The following is a 16,884-nucleotide window of genomic DNA, read 5'->3' on the forward strand; positions in this document are numbered from 1 at the left end:
GGGGCCGTACAACCGACGAGGAGACGCCGATGGCATCAGCCGCCATCACGCTTGCCGCTGAGGCACCCAAACTGTCCTCCGCGAACACAGGCTTCATGCTGATCTGTTCTGCCCTGGTGCTGCTCATGACACCGGGACTCGCCTTCTTCTATGGAGGCATGGTCCGCGTCAAGAGCACCCTGAACATGCTGATGATGAGCTTCATCAGCATCGGGATCGTCACCATCCTGTGGGTGCTGTACGGCTTCTCGCTCGCCTTCGGTTCGAGCAACGGCTTCATCGGCTACGACTCCCACTGGCTGGGCATGAGCGACGTCGGACTGACTGACCTCTGGCCCGGCTACACCATCCCGATCTTCGTGTTCATGGTCTTCCAGATGATGTTCGCCGTCATCACGCCCGCCCTGATAAGCGGTGCCATCGCCGACCGCGTCAAGTTCTCCGCCTGGGCGCTCTTCGTCGCCCTGTGGCTCACGGTCGTCTACGTCCCGGTCGCCCACTGGGTATGGGGCGCCGACGGCTGGGCCTACAAGCTCGGTGTGATCGACTTCGCCGGCGGTACGGCGGTCCACATCAACGCCGGTGCCGGCGCCCTCGGCGTCATCCTGGTCATCGGCAAGCGCGTCGGCTTCAAGCGTGACCCCATGCGTCCGCACAGCCTTCCGCTGGTCATGCTCGGCTGCGGTCTGCTGTGGTTCGGCTGGTTCGGCTTCAACGCCGGTTCGTGGCTCGGCAACGACGACGGCGTCGGCGCGCTGATGTTCGTCAACACCCAGGTCGCCACCGCCGCCGCCATGCTCGCCTGGCTCGCCTACGAGAAGATCCGGCACGGCGCGTTCACCACGCTCGGCGCGGCCTCGGGTGCCGTCGCCGGTCTGGTCGCGATCACCCCGTCCGGTGGTGCGGTCTCCCCGCTCGGCGCGATCGCCGTCGGCGCCATCGCCGGTGTCGGCTGCGCCGCGGCCGTCGGCCTGAAGTACCGGTTCAACATCGACGACTCCCTCGACGTCGTCGGCGTCCACATGGTCGGCGGTATCCTCGGCTCCCTGCTCATCGGCTTCTTCGCCACCGGCAAGGGCCAGTCCGCCGCGACCGGCGTCTTCTACGGCGACCACTCCTTCACCCAGCTGTGGAAGCAGTTCGCCGGTGTCGGCGCGGTCCTCGGCTACTCCCTGGTCGCCTCCGCGGTCCTCGCCTTCCTCATCGACAAGACCATCGGTATGCGGGTCACCGAGGACGAAGAGGTCGCCGGCATCGACCAGGCCGAGCACGCCGAGACCGCATACGACTTCAGCGGCGCCGGCGGTGGCATCGGCAGCTCCGCCCTGGCCGCCCCGGAGACGAAGAAGGTGGACGCATGAAGCTCATCACCGCCGTCGTGAAGCCCCACCGGCTCGACGAGATCAAGGAAGCCCTGCAGGCCTTCGGGGTCCACGGTCTGACGGTCACCGAAGCGAGCGGCTACGGTCGTCAGCGGGGACACACCGAGGTCTACCGGGGCGCCGAGTACACGGTCGACCTGGTCCCCAAGATCCGCATCGAGGTGCTTGCCGAGGACGACGACGCCGAGCAGCTGATCGACGTCATCGTGAAGGCCGCCCGCACCGGCAAGATCGGTGACGGCAAGGTCTGGTCCCTCCCGGTCGAAACGGCCGTCCGGGTCAGGACCGGCGAGCGCGGTCCGGACGCGCTCTAAAAAGAAACGAACAGGAGTCGCTGGGTGACGAGTACGGACGTGCGCAAGGATGCAGAGGACTCCGGACCCAGCGGCTACGCGGCGGCCCGGCTGCGCCTCCTCACTGAGGGGGTGCGGTCCGGGCCGCCGCGCCGTGCTGCCCTCGCCGAACTGACCGACGACTGGCTGACCGGCCTCTTCACGGCCGGCTCCGAGGCACTCAAGGGCGTCTCCCTGGTCGCGGTCGGCGGCTACGGCCGCGGCGAACTCTCCCCGCGCAGCGACCTCGACCTGCTCCTCCTGCACGACGGCAGCGACTCCGGCGCGGTCGCCGCGCTGGCCGACCGCATCTGGTACCCGGTCTGGGACCTCGGCCTCGCCCTCGACCACTCCGTCCGTACGCCAGCGGAGGCCCGCAAGACCGCCGGCGAGGACCTCAAGGTCCAGCTCGGTCTCCTCGACGCCCGCCACATCGCCGGCGACCTCGGCCTCACCGCCTCCCTGCGGACGGCCGTCCTCGCCGACTGGCGCAACCAGGCGCCCAAGCGCCTCCCCGAACTCCAGGAACTCTGCGCCGAACGCGCTGAGCGCCAGGGCGAGTTGCAGTACCTCCTCGAACCCGACCTCAAGGAGGCCCGCGGCGGCCTCCGCGACGCCACCGCCCTGCGCGCCGTAGCCGCCTCCTGGCTCGCCGACGCCCCGCGCGAAGGCCTCGCCGACGCCCGCCGCCGGCTCCTCGACGTGCGCGACGCCCTGCACCTCACCACCGGCCGCGCGACCGACCGGCTCGCACTCCAGGAGCAGGACCAGGTCGCCGCCGAGCTGGGCCTCCTCGACGCGGACACCCTGCTCCGGCAGGTCTACGAAGCGGCACGCGTCGTGTCGTACGCCAGTGATGTCACCTGGCGTGAAGTGGGGCGCGTGCTGCGGTCCCGCGCCGTGCGGCCGAGGCTGCGCGCCATGCTCGGCGGGGGCGCGAAACCCGCCACCGAGCGCTCCCCGCTCGCCGAAGGGGTCGTAGAACAGGACGGCGAGGTGGTGCTCGCCCGCGCCGCGCGCCCCGAGCGCGACCCCGTCCTCCCGCTGCGCGCCGCCGCTGCCGCCGCGCAGGCTGGGCTTCCGCTCTCGCTGCACGCCGTACGGCGCCTCGCCGCGACCGTGCGCCCGCTGCCCACGCCCTGGCCCGCCGAGGCGCGCGAGCAGCTCGTGACGCTGCTCGGTTCCGGGCAGCCCACGGTGGACGTGTGGGAGGCGCTGGAGGCCGAGGGCCTGATCACGCGCCTTCTCCCCGACTGGGAGCGGGTGCGCTGCCGCCCGCAGCGCAACGCCGTGCACATCTGGACCGTCGACCGGCACCTCATCGAAACCGCCGTCCGCGCCTCGGAGTTCGCCCGCCGCGTCAGCCGCCCCGACCTGCTGCTGGTCGCCGCGCTGCTGCACGACATCGGCAAGGGCTGGCCCGGCGACCACTCCGTGGCCGGCGAGATCATCGCCAAGGACGTGGCCGCCCGCATCGGCTTCGACCGCGCGGAGGTCGCCGTACTCGCGACCCTCGTACGTCATCACCTGCTGCTCATCGAGACGGCCACCCGGCGTGACCTGGAGGACCCGGCGACGGTCCGCTCGGTCGCCGAGGCGGTCGGGACGACGAGCACCCTGGAGCTGCTGCACGCGCTGACCGAGGCGGACGCGCTGGCCACCGGACCGGCCGCCTGGTCGTCCTGGCGGGCCGGTCTCGTCACCGACCTGGTGAAGCGGGTCGCCGCCGTCCTCTCCGGGGACGCCCCCGAGGAGCCCGAGGCGGGCGCGGCCACCGCCGAACAGGAACGACTCGCGATCGAGGCGGTGGCGACCGGTGGCCCGGTCCTCGCCCTGCGCGCCCAGACCGAACCCCCGACCGAGGACGAGCCCGCGGGCGACCCCGAACCGCTCGGTGTGGAACTCCTGATCGCCGTCCCCGACCAGCCGGGCGTGCTCCCCGCGGTGGCCGGCGTCCTGGCGATGCACCGCCTGACGGTCCGCACGGCGGAGCTGCGCGCGCTCGACCTGCCGGACGGCGTGGAGGGCTCGGTGCTCCTGCTCAACTGGCGGGTCGCCGCCGAGTACGGCTCCCTGCCCCAGGCCGCCCGGCTGCGCGCCGATCTCGTACGCGCCCTGGACGGTTCGCTGGACATCGCGGGCCGCCTCGCCGAGCGCGACGCCGCGTATCCGCGCCGCCGGGGTGTCGTGGCCCCGCCGGCCCGGGTGACGGTCGCCCCGGCCGCCTCCCGGCACGCGACGGTCATCGAAGTGCGCGCGCATGACGCCCCCGGGCTGCTGCACCGGATCGGGCGGGCCCTCGACGACGTGGGGGTGCGGGTGCGGAGCATGCACGTCTCGACCCTGGGGTCCAACGCGGTCGACGCCTTTTACGTGACCACCGCCGAGGGCGTGCCCCTGCCGACGGACGAGGCGGCCGCGGCGGCGCGGAAGCTGGAGGAGACCTTGCGGGCGTGAGCCCGTTCCGGCTTTCCGACCCCGCAGGCGGGGACGATTCGCTTGCGCGGCCGGATACCCTGGAAGACGCTCACACTGCCCCCGACTCCGAGGACCGACGCCGCCGTGTTCGATACTCTCTCCGACCGCCTCTCAGCGACCTTCAAGAATTTGCGTGGCAAGGGGCGTCTGAGCGAGGCGGACATCGACGCCACCGCGCGCGAGATCCGGATCGCCCTCCTCGAAGCGGACGTGGCCCTGCCCGTCGTCCGTACGTTCATCAAGAACGTCAAGGAGCGCGCCCTCGGCGCCGACGTCAACAAGGCACTGAACCCGGCCCAGCAGGTCCTGAAGATCGTCAACGACGAACTCGTCACGATCCTCGGCGGCGAGACCCGGCGCCTGCGCTTCGCCAAGAACCCGCCGACCGTGATCATGCTCGCGGGTCTGCAGGGTGCCGGTAAGACGACCCTCGCGGGCAAGCTCGGCAAGTGGCTCAAGGACCAGGGGCACTCGCCGCTGCTCGTCGCCGCCGACCTCCAGCGCCCGAACGCGGTGAACCAGCTGAGCGTCGTCGCCGAGCGCGCCGGAGTCGCGGTCTACGCGCCTGAGCCGGGCAACGGCGTCGGTGATCCGGTCAAGGTCGCCAAGGACTCCATCGAGTTCGCCAAGTCCAAGGTCCACGACATCGTGATCGTGGACACCGCGGGGCGCCTCGGCATCGACCAGGAGCTGATGCAGCAGGCCGCGGACATCCGTGACGCGGTCTCGCCGGACGAGATCCTCTTCGTCGTCGACGCGATGATCGGCCAGGACGCGGTCAACACCGCCGAGTCCTTCCGCGACGGCGTTGGCTTCGACGGTGTGGTGCTCTCCAAGCTCGACGGCGACGCCCGCGGTGGTGCGGCCCTGTCGATCGCGTCCGTCACCGGCAAGCCGATCATGTTCGCGTCGAACGGCGAGAAGCTCGACGACTTCGACGCCTTCCACCCGGACCGGATGGCCTCCCGCATCCTCGACATGGGTGACCTGCTCACCCTGATCGAGCAGGCGGAGAAGACGTTCAGCCAAGAAGAGGCCGAGAAGATGGCCTCGAAGCTGGCGTCCAAGAAGGGCCAGGACTTCACCCTCGACGACTTCCTGTCCCAGATGGAACAGGTCAGGAAGATGGGCAGCATCAGCAAGCTGCTCGGCATGCTCCCCGGCATGGGCCAGATCAAGGACCAGATCAACAACCTGGACGAGCGGGACGTCGACCGTACGGCCGCGATCATCAAGTCGATGACCCCGGCCGAGCGCGCCGAGCCGACCATCATCAACGGCTCGCGCCGCGCCCGTATCGCCAAGGGCTCCGGCGTCGAGGTCAGCGCCGTGAAGGGCCTGGTCGAGCGGTTCTTCGAGGCTCGCAAGATGATGTCCCGTATGGCGCAGGGCGGCGGGATGCCCGGCATGCCGGGGATGCCGGGTATGGGCGGCGGCCCCGGCCGCACCAAGAAGCAGCCCAAGCAGGCCAAGGGCAAGCAGCGCTCCGGCAACCCGATGAAGCGCAAGCAGCAGGAGCTGGAAGAGGCCAAGCGCCGCGAGGCCGGCGCGGCCCAGGGCGGCAACGCGTTCGGACTGCCCGAGCAGGGCGGCAAGGACTTCGAGCTGCCGGACGAGTTCAAGAAGTTCATGGGCTGAGCTTGAGAAGGTTCATGGGCTGACAGCCCGTCTTCTACGTCGCCGAGGGCGCCCTTCTTTGGAGGGGCGCCCTCGGCGCATGCTGGGCGTGCCGACGCCTGGCGCGTGTCGTAACTTGCCGGTATGACCAACCCCGCGCCGCCGCGCAAGTCCCCCGATCAGCCCTGGCGTACCGAGGGCACCCCCGACGAGCCCCCGAAGCCGTCGCCGGGCGGGAAGAAGATGCGCGGCGGCTGGTGGAGCCTGATCCTCACCGCGCTGGTCGTGTACCTGGTCGCGAACCTCATCCTGTCGTTCTTCAACGAGGGCGACGAACCGACCATCTCCTACACGGAGTTCAGCAAGCAGGTCGACGCGGGCAACGTCACCAAGATCTACGCCAAGGGCAACGCGATCCAGGGCCAGCTCAAGAAGGAGCAGAAGAACCCGGGCGGCGACGGCAAGTACACCAAGTTCGACACCGAGCGGCCGACCTTCGCGGACGACCAGCTCTGGGAGGACCTGACCAAGCACAACGTCACCGTCACGGCGGAACCGGTCGTCCAGCACCGCAGCTTTCTGGCCAATCTTCTGATCTCGCTGGCCCCGATGCTGCTCCTGGTCGTCCTCTGGCTCTTCATCGCGCGCCGGATGAGCTCGGGACTCGGCGGCGCGGGCGGCATGCTCGGCCGCAAGGCCCCGCCGAAGCCGGTCGAGCTGGAGCCGGGCAAGCAGCGCACGACGTTCGAGGACGTCGCCGGCATCGACGAGGTCGAGGGTGAGCTGAACGACGTCGTCGACTTCCTCAAGAACCCCGACGAATACCGCAAGATGGGCGCCAAGATGCCCCGGGGGGTGCTGCTCGCGGGCCCGCCCGGCACCGGAAAGACGCTGCTCGCGCGAGCTGTCGCGGGGGAGGCGGGGGTGCCGTTCTTCTCGGCCTCGGCCTCCGAGTTCATCGAGATGATCGTCGGTGTCGGTGCCTCACGCGTGCGTGAACTGTTCGCGGAGGCCCGCAAGGTGGCCCCCTCGATCATCTTCATCGACGAGATCGACACCATCGGCCGGGCCCGCGGCGGCGGCTCCGGCATGGGCGGTCACGACGAGCGCGAGCAGACCCTGAACCAGATCCTCACCGAGATGGACGGCTTCTCCGGCTCCGAGGGCGTCATCGTCATCGCGGCCACCAACCGCGCCGACGTCCTGGACCCAGCCCTCACCCGCCCCGGCCGCTTCGACCGGGTGGTCGTGGTCTCGCCCCCGGACCGGGGTGGCCGCGAGGCGATCCTGGAGATCCACACCCGCGAGATCCCGCTCGCGAAGGACGTGAACCTCGCCCAGGTCGCCCGGACGACGCCGGGCATGACCGGCGCCGAACTCGCCAACCTCGCCAACGAAGCGGCCCTCCTCGCGGTCAAGCGCAAGCAGAGCGAGGTCACCCAGTCCGACCTCTCGGAGGCCCTGGAGAAGGTCCAACTGGGCGCGGAACGCCCGCTGGTGATGCCCGAGGAGGAACGCCGCCGCACCGCCTACCACGAGAGCGGCCACGCCCTCCTCGGCATGCTCCAGCCCGGCGCCGACCCCGTCCGCAAGATCACCATCGTCCCGCGCGGAAGGGCCCTCGGCGTCACGCTCTCGACGCCGGACGCGGACAGGTACGCGTACACCGAGGAGTACCTGCGCGGCCGCATCATCGGCGCCCTAGGCGGCATGGCCGCGGAACAGGTCGTCTACGGCGTGATCACCACCGGCGCCGAGAACGACCTCGAACAGGTCACCAACATCGCGCGCGGCATGGTCGCCCGCTGGGGCATGAGCGAACGCGTCGGCCGCCTCTCCGCCCTCCCGGGCGACGCCCAGCAGGCCTACGGCCTCTCGGCGGCACCGCAGACCCTGGACGTGATCGACCACGAGATGCGCCGCATCGTCGACGAGTGCTACGACGAGGCCATCAGCAAACTCCGCGACCACCGCGGCCAGTTGGACGCGCTCGCCGAGGCACTCCTGGAGAACGAGACGCTGGAGGAGACGGACGCGTACCGGATCGCGGGCGTCACGCGCCTCTTCAAGGAAGAGCCGTAGTCATCCTGAGGTCGTAGGCGCGCTGAGTCATCCTCAGGTCGTACGCGCGATCAGATACCGGAAGACGTTCGGCATCCACACCGTGCCGTCCTGCCGACGATACGGATGCAACGCCTCCGTCAACTCCTTGTCGACCTGCGCCTGGTCCGTCGCGACGATCGCCGCGTCGAAGAGCCCGGTCGACAGCAGCCCCCGTACGGCACTCTCGACGTCGGCGTACCCGAAGGGGCAGGCCACCCTCCCCGAGCCGTCCGGCCTGAGGCCCGCGCGGTGGGCGACCTCCTCCAGGTCGTCGCGCAGGACCGGGCGCGGGCTGCCCGTGCCGCGCAGCGGGTCCGCCAGCCGGGTGGCCACCCGCAGCACGGACGAGGTCGCGCAGCGCTCCGGCGGACCCCAGCCCACCAGCACCACGGGCGTCCCGCGCGCGGCGAGCGGTGTCGCGGCGGTCAGCGTGTCGCCGAGCCCCTCCGAGTCGCCCGCGAGACACCCGATGGGCTCGAAGGCGGTCACCAGGGTGTACGGGGGCGTCTCCGCGTCGGCCGCGTCCCTGGGGGAGCCGTAGACGAGCCGGGTGTGCGCACGCGCGCGTGGGCTCCATGCGGTCGGCAGGAGCCTCTCGCGGGCGAGGGCCAGGCGTTCGGGGGAGAAGCGCTCGACACCGGTGACCGTCGCGCCTCTGGAGGCCGCCATCAGCAGGGCGAGCCCGGAACCGCAGCCGAGGCCGAGCAGCCGGGTGCCGGATCCCACTTCCAGTCGCTCGTAGACCGCTTCGTAGAGCGGCACCAGCATCCGCTCCTGGATCTCGGACCAGTCACGCGCGCGTGCACCCAGGTCCACACGGGGCACGGGCCCCGTATGTGGCAGGTACTGCCGCACGAGCGTAGGTGTCATCGAAAGCGCCCCAATCCGCCGAGAGTTGTGGCCGTGCCCGTTTCCGAGGCCCCCGTGATGTGCGCCCGCACTTCCCCCGTATGCCAGCAAACTCCGCACTCGCTACGGCGTCCAGGGGTTGTGGGGCCCGGCTTGTGGCTTCCCTGTGGGAGTGGCGAGAATTCACATGACGGCAATGTGGGCCCGTACGATCTCGCCATGGCCAAGGCACCCGTACTCACACCGCGGGCGGACGATTTCCCCCGCTGGTACCAGGATCTGATCAGCAAGGCCGAGCTGGCCGACAACGGCCCGGTGCGCGGCTCCATGGTGATCCGACCGTACGGGTACGGCCTCTGGGAGCGGATGCAGGCCGAGATGGACGCCCGCATCAAGGACACGGGCACCGAGAACGCCTACTTCCCGCTGCTGATCCCGCAGTCCTACCTCGCCCGCGAGGCCGACCATGTCGAGGGCTTCGCGCCCGAGTTGGCCGTGGTCACGCACGGCGGCGGCAAGGAGCTGGAGGAGCCCGCGGTCGTCCGGCCCACCTCCGAGATGATCATCAACGAGTACTTCTCGAAGTGGGTGCAGAGCTACCGCGACCTGCCCCTGCTGATCAACCAGTGGGCGAACGTGGTCCGTTGGGAGCTGCGCCCCCGCCTGTTCCTGCGCACGAGCGAGTTCCTCTGGCAGGAGGGCCACACGGCGCACGCGACCTACGAGGAGGCGCGCGACTTCGCCGCGCACATCCACCGTCAGGTCTACGAGGACTTCATGGTCAACGTCCTCGCGATGGACGTCATCCCGGGCCGCAAGACGGTCAAGGAGCGGTTCGCGGGCGCGATCAACACCCTCACCCTGGAAGGGATGATGGGCGACGGCAAGGCGCTGCAGATGGCGACCAGTCACGAGCTGGGCCAGAACTTCGCGAAGGCCTTCAACACGCAGTACCTGTCCAAGGAAGGCAAGCAGGAGCTGGTCTGGCAGACCTCCTGGGGCTCCACCACGCGCATGATCGGCGCTCTGGTGATGATGCACGGCGACGACGACGGACTCCGGGTGCCGCCGCGGCTGGCGCACATCCAGGTCGTCGTCCTCGCGATCAAGGGCGACGAGGCGGTTCTGGCCAAGGTCCGCGAGATCGGCGCCCGGCTGAAGGCGGCGGGTGTGCGCGTCCGCGTCGACGACCGCACGGACGTTCCCTTCGGGCGCCGCGCCGTCGACTGGGAGCTGAAGGGCGTCCCCGTACGAATCGAGGTCGGACCCCGTGACCTGGAGAACGGCACGGCGATGCTGGCCCGCCGCATCCCCGGAGGCAAGGAGCCGGTGGCGATCGACTCCCTCGTAGAGCTGCTCCCCGTAGTCCTGGAGGAGGATCAGGCGCTGCTGCTGAGGCAGTCCCGCGAGCGCCGCGAGTCCCGCACCTCCGAGGTGTCGACGATCGCGGAGGCCGTCGAGGCCGCGACCGCCGGCGGCTGGGCGCGCATCCCGTGGGCCACGCTCGGTGAGGAAGGCGAGGCCGAGCTGGCCGAGCACGCGGTGACCGTACGGTGTCTGGTCGCGGAGGACGGGTCGGTGCCGGACGACGACAAGGCGCCCGGTAACGTCGCGGTCGTCGCGCGCGCCTACTGAGGAGCGCCCCTCCGGCGGGAGAGCGACCGAAACGCCTCTTGCGCAACGGCGGAGTGCGGCTACCCCGGCGTGCGGACACCGTCTACGCGCCGGGTCGTACGGAGGACTACGCACCAGCTTGGTATGAGCTGTGAGGCTTCTCCGCAGATCAGCGCACCCGCCCTCCTCCGGACGCATCAGCGGCAACTGACGGGTACGTGCAAATTATTTGGGATGCCCCGGAATCGGAACACAGAGGCACTCCGGCTCGTTGTCATTACGTGAGCACGACACAGACACCACCTGTTCTCGCCGCAGAGCTGGCAGAGGCGTGGGCCGATATTCAGCGGTACCACCCCGAACTGCCCGATCTGGCCGCGCCCGAGTCCCTGATCGGAGAGTCGTCGTCCGCCTGCGGACACGAGCTCTCCTTCGAGCGACTGCTCCATGAGGCAGTCCATGGCATCGCCGCTTCGCGCGGCGTGCGTGACACGTCCCGCGCCGGCCGCTACCACAACCGCAGATTCCTTGCGATCGCCGAGGAGCTGGGCCTGGACCACCCCGACGAACCGCATCCCAGCAGCGGTTTCTCACTGGTCCAGCTCAACCCCGAGGCGAAGCGGCGCTACCGGCCGACGATCGAGCGCCTCCAGCGCGCGCTCAAGGCCCACACCGTCGCCACCTCGGCCGACACCTCCCGTACCTTCCGCGGCCCGGCCGCCCGCCACGGCTCGTCCGGTGGCGGCGTCCGCGTCAAGGCGGTGTGCGACTGCGGCCGTAACGTACGGGTCGTCCCGTCGGTGCTGGCCCAGGCGCCGATCGTGTGCGGGGGCTGCGGCAAGCCCTTCCGCATCCCGGAGGTCGTGGGCGCGGCCTGAGGACGCGGCTGCTCGTGGCAGCCGCATCCCGCAGGCCGCGGGTTGCGCACACCCGCGCCGGTCACCTCCCGGCGCCGGGTGTCGCTTCCGCGTGGGCGGGAGCACGTCGGGGACATGCTCCCCGGTCGGACGAGCCGCCTGGGTGTGGCACAATGGCTAGCTGTACTCGACAGCCGCACAGGAACCCTCTCGCCTCCGGCTGACGCGTCCATCGGGCACTCGGGTACCGCAACCCCACGCGGCCATCTCGCCGTGCCCAACCACGTCAAAACCAGGAGAACCCACTCCCGTGGCAGTCAAGATCAAGCTGAAGCGTCTGGGCAAGATCCGTTCGCCTCACTACCGCATCGTCGTCGCCGACTCCCGTACCCGCCGTGATGGCCGGGCCATCGAGGAGATCGGTCTGTACCACCCGGTGCAGAACCCCTCGCGCATCGAGGTCGACACGGACCGTGCGCAGTACTGGCTGAGTGTCGGCGCGCAGCCGACCGAGCCCGTGCTCGCCATCCTGAAGCTCACCGGCGACTGGCAGAAGTTCAAGGGCCTGCCGGCCCCGGCTCCGCTGCTCGTGGCCGAGCCGAAGGCCGCGCGTCCGGTGTTCGACGCCCTCGGTGGCGACGACGCGAGCAAGGGTGAGGCGATCACCCAGAAGAAGAAGGCTGAGAAGAAGGACGAGGCTGCGGCCGAGTCCGAGTCGACCGAGGCCTGAGCATGCTCGAGGAGGCTCTTGAGCACCTCGTGAAGGGCATCGTCGACAACCCTGACGATGTGCAGGTCGCCTCGCGCGACCTGCGTCGCGGGCGCGTGCTGGAGGTCCGGGTGCACCCCGACGACCTCGGCAAGGTGATCGGCCGCAACGGCCGCACCGCTCGCGCTCTGCGCACCGTCGTGGGTGCCATCGGCGGCCGAGGTGTCCGCGTCGACCTTGTCGACGTGGACCACGTCCGCTGACGTTTATCGCACACCGGCTCGGGCCGGGGAGGGCCTGCGGGCCGTCCCCGGCCCGTCGTCGTACTACAGGAGATCAAGCACAGTGCAGCTGGTAGTCGCTCGTATCGGCCGTGCCCACGGCATCAAGGGCGAGGTCACCGTCGAGGTACGCACCGACGAGCCGGAGCTCAGGCTCGCGCCCGGCGCCGTCCTGGCCACCGAACCCGCCTCCACCGGCCCCCTGACCATCGAGACGGGCCGCGTCCACAGTGGCCGTCTCCTCCTGCGCTTCGAGGGCGTCAGCGACCGCACCGGCGCCGAGGCCCTGCGCAACACCCTCCTGATCGCCGAGATCGATCCCGAGGAGCTGCCCGAGGAGGAGGACGAGTACTACGACCACCAACTGATGGACCTCGACGTCGTCACCAAGGACGGCGAGGAGGTCGGCCGGATCACCGAGATCTCGCACCTGCCCTCCCAGGACCTCTTCATCGTGGAGCGTCCCGACGGCAGCGAGGTGATGATCCCGTTCGTCGAGTCGATCGTCGTCGAGATCGACCTGGAGGAGCAGCGCGCGGTCATCGACCCGCCGCCCGGACTGATCGACGACCGGGCCGAGGTCGTGTCCTCCCGGGAGGAGGAGGCGTGATGAGGCTCGACGTCGTCACGATCTTCCCCGAGTACCTCGAACCGCTGAACGTCTCCCTCGTCGGCAAGGCACGCGCGCGTGGGCAGCTGAATGTGCACGTGCATGATCTGCGTTCCTGGACCTATGACCGCCACAACACGGTCGACGACACCCCCTACGGCGGCGGCCCCGGCATGGTCATGAAGACCGAGCCCTGGGGCGACGCCCTGGACTCCGTCCTGGCCGACGGCTACGAGACGGGCTCCGGTACGCCCGCGCTCGTCGTGCCCACGCCCAGCGGCCGGCCCTTCACCCAGGAACTCGCCGTAGAACTCTCCGAGCGGCCGTGGCTGGTCTTCACGCCCGCCCGCTACGAAGGCATCGACCGGCGGGTCATCGACGAGTACGCGACGCGGATGCCGGTCTACGAGGTGTCCATCGGCGACTACGTGCTCGCCGGCGGCGAGGCGGCCGTCCTGGTCGTCACGGAGGCCGTGGCGCGGCTGCTGCCGGGTGTCCTGGGCAACGCCGAGTCCCACCGCGACGACTCCTTCGCGCCCGGCGCCATGGCCAACCTCCTGGAGGGGCCGATTTATACCAAGCCGCCCCAGTGGCGCGGCCAGGGGATTCCGGACGTGCTGCTCAGCGGCCACCACGGCAAGATCGCCCGCTGGCGGCGCGACGAGGCGCTGAAGCGCACGGCCGCCCACCGCCCGGACCTGATCGAGCGCTGCGAGCCCAAGACCTTCGACAAGAAGGACCGCGAGATGCTCTCGATCCTGGGCTGGTCACCGGACCCGGCGGGGGAGCCGTACGGCCGATTTTGGCGCAGGCCGGACGGCGTGGAAGAATAGGTCGCTGTTGTGCGTCGTCCGGCGTGCGCCCCTGCCACAGGGGGACATGACGCGCGCCCCGACACGGACAGCATCCTTCTCCACACCTATCTCCCGTCGGTGACCTGTGGCATCGATGAAGAAAGCAGACGAAATGTCCCACCTGCTCGACATCGTCGACGGCGCCTCGCTGCGCACCGACATCCCGGCCTTCCGCCCGGGTGACACCGTCAACGTCCACGTCCGCGTCATCGAGGGCAACCGCTCCCGTGTGCAGCAGTTCAAGGGCGTAGTCATCCGTCGCCAGGGCGCCGGTGTCCGCGAGACCTTCACGGTCCGCAAGGTCTCGTTCTCCGTCGGCGTCGAGCGCACCTTCCCGGTGCACACCCCGATCGTCGAGAAGATCGAGCTCGTGACCCGTGGTGACGTCCGTCGCGCGAAGCTGTACTACCTCCGTGACCTGCGCGGCAAGGCCGCGAAGATCAAGGAGAAGCGCGACAACTGAGCTTGATACGGGGTTCATATCGGGGCCGGATAACATCTGGCTCCGATGGACACCGAAGCACAGCACACGGAGCGCGACCGCTCCTCCCGCCCTTCCGGCTCCGAGCATCCCTCGGACACCGGAGGGCCGGAGGACCGGTCGCGCTTCGCGTTGGTGTCGCGGGTCGCCGAGTGGCTGCCCGGCGGCCGGATCACCCTGACTGCCCTGGTCTGTCTGGTGTTCCTGCTGCTGCTCAACACCTTCTTGCTGCAGCCTTTCCAGATTCCCAGCGGATCCATGGAATCCGGATTGAGGATCGGCGACCGCGTTCTCGTAAATAAGTTGGCGTACCGTTTCGGTGCTCATCCGCGGCGCGGCGACATCGTCGTGTTCGATGGAACCGGCTATTTCGGGGACGCCGACTACATCAAGCGCGTTGTGGGTGTGGGGGGAGACCGCGTGGTCTGCTGCGACGAGAAGGGGAGGCTCCAGGTGAACGGGCGGTCGGTCGACGAGACGGCGTTCCTGTACCCCGGCGACGCTCCGTCCACCGTGGCTTTCGACGTGGTCGTGCCCGACGGCACGCTGTTCGTCCTCGGTGACCACCGCGGCGACTCAAGTGACTCCCGGGACCACCTGGGCGACCCGGGCGGAGGCATGATTCCTGTTGGTGACGTCATCGGGCGAGCCGACTGGGTCGTCTGGCCCGCCGGGCACTGGACCCACCTCGTCCGACCCGACGCCTACGCGCGCGTACCCGCCGGGGACGGCGCCCATGGGTAACCGCGGCAGGCCGCGCGGTGCGACGCCGCCGGGCGGCTCCTTCGGGAACGAGAACCTGCTGCCGACCGGTTTCCGGCGCGCGGGCGCGCTGGCCCCGGCCGGGGGTGCCGGCCGCAGCCGGGCCGAGCGGCGCAAGCTCCAGCGCAAGGTCAAGCGGCGCCGACGGCGCTCCGCGGTCCGGGAGATACCTCTCCTGGTCGGTGTCGCGGTCCTCATAGCCCTCGTCCTGAAGACCTTCCTCCTCCAGGCGTTCGTGATCCCGTCGGGCTCCATGGAGCAGACGATCCGCATCGGCGACCGTGTCCTGGTCGACAAGTTCACCCCGTGGTTCGGCTCCGAGCCCAAGCGCGGCGACGTCGTCGTCTTCCACGACCCGGGCGGCTGGCTCGCGGACGAGCAGACCACCAAGAAGAACGACCCGATCGTGGTCAAGCAGGTCAAGGAAGGCCTCCAGTTCATCGGCCTGCTGCCGTCCGACAACGAGAAGGACCTCATCAAGCGGGTCATCGGCGTCGGCGGCGACCACGTCAAGTGCTGTGACGCGCAGGGGCGGGTGACCGTCAACGGCGTCCCCCTGACCGAGGGCGACTACCTGTATCCCGGGAACGCACCGTCCGAAACGGCGTTCGACATCACCGTCCCCAAGGGACGGTTGTGGGTGATGGGCGACCACCGCGGCAACTCTGCGGACTCCCGCGCACACCAGAACACCAGCTACGGAGGCACGGTCGCGCTCAGTTCGGTGGTGGGGCGGGCGAAGGTGATCGCCTGGCCCATGGGCCACTGGACCAGCCTGAACGAACCTAAAACCTTCGCATCGGTTTCCAACTCCGTGTCGGGGACGACCGCCGGTCCCGAACTGTCGCATAGGGTTGCCCCGGTCGATCCGAACGGATCGGTCCAACTCCCGAGCCCTGCGGAACTCCCGCTCGTTATGGGAGTGGTGGGCCTGCGCCGAGGATGGGGCAGGCGGCGGCACAGAGTAAGGAGTTGGCGTGGGGGATGTGGCGGTTGGCGCACGGTCCGGACACGACGGCGAGGAGCACCACGGACGTCCCGTGGGAGCACCCGCCCCGGCCGCGGACAGCGCCGTGACCTCAGGGAGTGACTCCGGCCCGGACGAGGACGGTACGGCGCCGGGTGACGCGACCCGCACCGAGGAGCAGGGGCCGGGCGACTCGACCCCGCAGCCGAGGAAGCCGCGCTCCTTCTGGAAGGAGCTGCCGATCCTGGTCGTCATCGCGCTCGTCCTCGCGCTGCTGATCAAGACGTTCCTGGTGCAGGCGTTCTCCATCCCCTCGGACTCGATGCAGAACACCCTCCAGCAGGGTGACCGCGTCCTGGTCGACAAGCTCACCCCGTGGTTCGGCTCCGAGCCGGAGCGCGGCGAGGTCGTCGTCTTCCACGACCCGGACGACTGGCTGGCGGGCGAGCCGGCGGCGAACCCCAACGCCCTGCAGACCGTGCTCAGTTGGATCGGTCTGATGCCGTCCGCCCAGGAGAAGGACCTCATCAAGCGGGTCATCGGCGTCGGCGGAGACACCGTCTCCTGCAGTGGCACCGGCCCGCTGATGGTCAACGGCAAGGCGCTGAACGAGCCGTACGTCTACCCCGGCAACACCCCGTGCACCAACGACGACCAAGGCGGCCAGTTCACCGTCAAGGTCCCCAAGGGCGACATCTGGGTGATGGGCGACCACCGGCAGAACTCGCGGGACTCGCGCTACAACCAGTCCGACAAGCACCACGGCATGGTCCCGGTGAAGGAGGTCGTCGGCCGCGCGATCGTCAAGGCCTGGCCCATCAACCGCTGGGGCACGCTGCCGATCCCGGACACCTTCGACCAGGCGGGCATCAACACCCAGGCCTCGGCCTCGCGTCTCCTGACGGCCGCTCCGGAAGGCCTCGCCCTCGTCGGTGTCCTGCCGTTGGTCCTGTGGCGTCGCAAGCGGTCGGGCAAGGACGAGTAAAGG

General features: G+C 69.7%; 16 protein-coding genes. 15 read left to right on the forward strand and 1 reads right to left on the reverse strand.

Translation table 11 applies throughout. The annotated features are described in order from the left end of the window. Window positions 1-29 precede the first annotated feature (29 nt). From ACGFY9_RS30425 to ftsH, 5 genes are all read left to right on the forward strand, one after another. Window positions 30-1,361 carry an ammonium transporter gene (locus tag ACGFY9_RS30425; RefSeq protein WP_393759416.1) on the forward strand — a complete coding sequence of 444 codons (1,332 nt, stop codon included), beginning with the start codon at window positions 30-32 and terminating at the stop codon, window positions 1,359-1,361. Then, entirely contained in the window at window positions 1,358-1,696 is a 339-nt protein-coding gene (locus ACGFY9_RS30430) for a P-II family nitrogen regulator (protein WP_003997576.1), read from the forward strand. The genes ACGFY9_RS30425 and ACGFY9_RS30430 overlap by 4 nt, the downstream gene beginning before the upstream one ends. Window positions 1,697-1,720: 24 nt before the next feature. Further along, entirely contained in the window at window positions 1,721-4,171 is a 2,451-nt protein-coding gene (locus ACGFY9_RS30435) for a [protein-PII] uridylyltransferase (RefSeq protein ID WP_393759418.1), read from the forward strand. A gap of 105 nt (window positions 4,172-4,276) precedes the next feature. Then, window positions 4,277-5,830, forward strand: coding sequence for a signal recognition particle protein (gene ffh / locus ACGFY9_RS30440; protein WP_393759420.1), 1,554 nt, complete (start codon window positions 4,277-4,279; stop codon window positions 5,828-5,830). A 123-nt stretch (window positions 5,831-5,953) separates the two neighbouring features. Beyond that, on the forward strand, window positions 5,954-7,891 hold the full coding sequence (gene ftsH, locus ACGFY9_RS30445; protein ID WP_393759422.1) for an ATP-dependent zinc metalloprotease FtsH: 1,938 nt from the start codon (window positions 5,954-5,956) through the stop codon (window positions 7,889-7,891). 33 nt (window positions 7,892-7,924) lie between these two features. On the opposite strand, the gene ACGFY9_RS30450 is transcribed toward ftsH, so the two are convergent. Next, window positions 7,925-8,782, reverse strand: coding sequence for an SAM-dependent methyltransferase (locus ACGFY9_RS30450; protein WP_393759424.1), 858 nt, complete (start codon window positions 8,780-8,782; stop codon window positions 7,925-7,927). 198 nt (window positions 8,783-8,980) lie between these two features. Between ACGFY9_RS30450 and proS the strand changes: the two genes are divergently transcribed. The 10 genes from proS (at window position 8,981) to lepB (ACGFY9_RS30500) (ending at window position 16,881) form a co-directional block, all read left to right on the forward strand. Then, entirely contained in the window at window positions 8,981-10,396 is a 1,416-nt protein-coding gene (gene proS, locus ACGFY9_RS30455; protein WP_393759426.1) for a proline--tRNA ligase, read from the forward strand. A 260-nt stretch (window positions 10,397-10,656) separates the two neighbouring features. After that, the gene (locus ACGFY9_RS30460; protein ID WP_019058697.1) at window positions 10,657-11,253 is read left to right on the forward strand and encodes a hypothetical protein; all 597 of its coding nucleotides are present in this window, start codon (window positions 10,657-10,659) and stop codon (window positions 11,251-11,253) included. Window positions 11,254-11,542: 289 nt separating this feature from the next. After that, window positions 11,543-11,962, forward strand: coding sequence for a 30S ribosomal protein S16 (gene rpsP / locus ACGFY9_RS30465; RefSeq protein WP_393759428.1), 420 nt, complete (start codon window positions 11,543-11,545; stop codon window positions 11,960-11,962). Window positions 11,963-11,964: 2 nt separating this feature from the next. After that, on the forward strand, window positions 11,965-12,204 hold the full coding sequence (locus ACGFY9_RS30470) for an RNA-binding protein (RefSeq protein WP_005479813.1): 240 nt from the start codon (window positions 11,965-11,967) through the stop codon (window positions 12,202-12,204). A gap of 82 nt (window positions 12,205-12,286) precedes the next feature. Continuing rightward, window positions 12,287-12,832 carry a ribosome maturation factor RimM gene (rimM, locus tag ACGFY9_RS30475; RefSeq protein ID WP_393759430.1) on the forward strand — a complete coding sequence of 182 codons (546 nt, stop codon included), beginning with the start codon at window positions 12,287-12,289 and terminating at the stop codon, window positions 12,830-12,832. Beyond that, on the forward strand, window positions 12,832-13,665 hold the full coding sequence (trmD, locus tag ACGFY9_RS30480) for a tRNA (guanosine(37)-N1)-methyltransferase TrmD (RefSeq protein WP_393759431.1): 834 nt from the start codon (window positions 12,832-12,834) through the stop codon (window positions 13,663-13,665). Before rimM ends, trmD begins: the two co-directional genes overlap by 1 nt. A gap of 133 nt (window positions 13,666-13,798) precedes the next feature. Next, window positions 13,799-14,149, forward strand: coding sequence for a 50S ribosomal protein L19 (gene rplS / locus ACGFY9_RS30485; RefSeq protein WP_019058701.1), 351 nt, complete (start codon window positions 13,799-13,801; stop codon window positions 14,147-14,149). Window positions 14,150-14,194: 45 nt separating this feature from the next. Next, complete coding sequence (lepB, locus tag ACGFY9_RS30490) at window positions 14,195-14,911, forward strand: signal peptidase I (protein WP_393759433.1); 717 nt, start codon at window positions 14,195-14,197, stop codon at window positions 14,909-14,911. Continuing rightward, entirely contained in the window at window positions 14,904-16,019 is a 1,116-nt protein-coding gene (gene lepB / locus ACGFY9_RS30495) for a signal peptidase I (protein WP_393759434.1), read from the forward strand. Before lepB (ACGFY9_RS30490) ends, lepB (ACGFY9_RS30495) begins: the two co-directional genes overlap by 8 nt. Continuing rightward, on the forward strand, window positions 15,907-16,881 hold the full coding sequence (gene lepB, locus ACGFY9_RS30500; protein ID WP_393759436.1) for a signal peptidase I: 975 nt from the start codon (window positions 15,907-15,909) through the stop codon (window positions 16,879-16,881). The genes lepB (ACGFY9_RS30495) and lepB (ACGFY9_RS30500) overlap by 113 nt, the downstream gene beginning before the upstream one ends. Window positions 16,882-16,884 lie beyond the last annotated feature (3 nt).

Origin of the sequence: Streptomyces sp. NPDC048504 (genome assembly GCF_043200035.1) — a bacterium.
GTDB lineage: Bacteria > Actinomycetota > Actinomycetes > Streptomycetales > Streptomycetaceae > Streptomyces.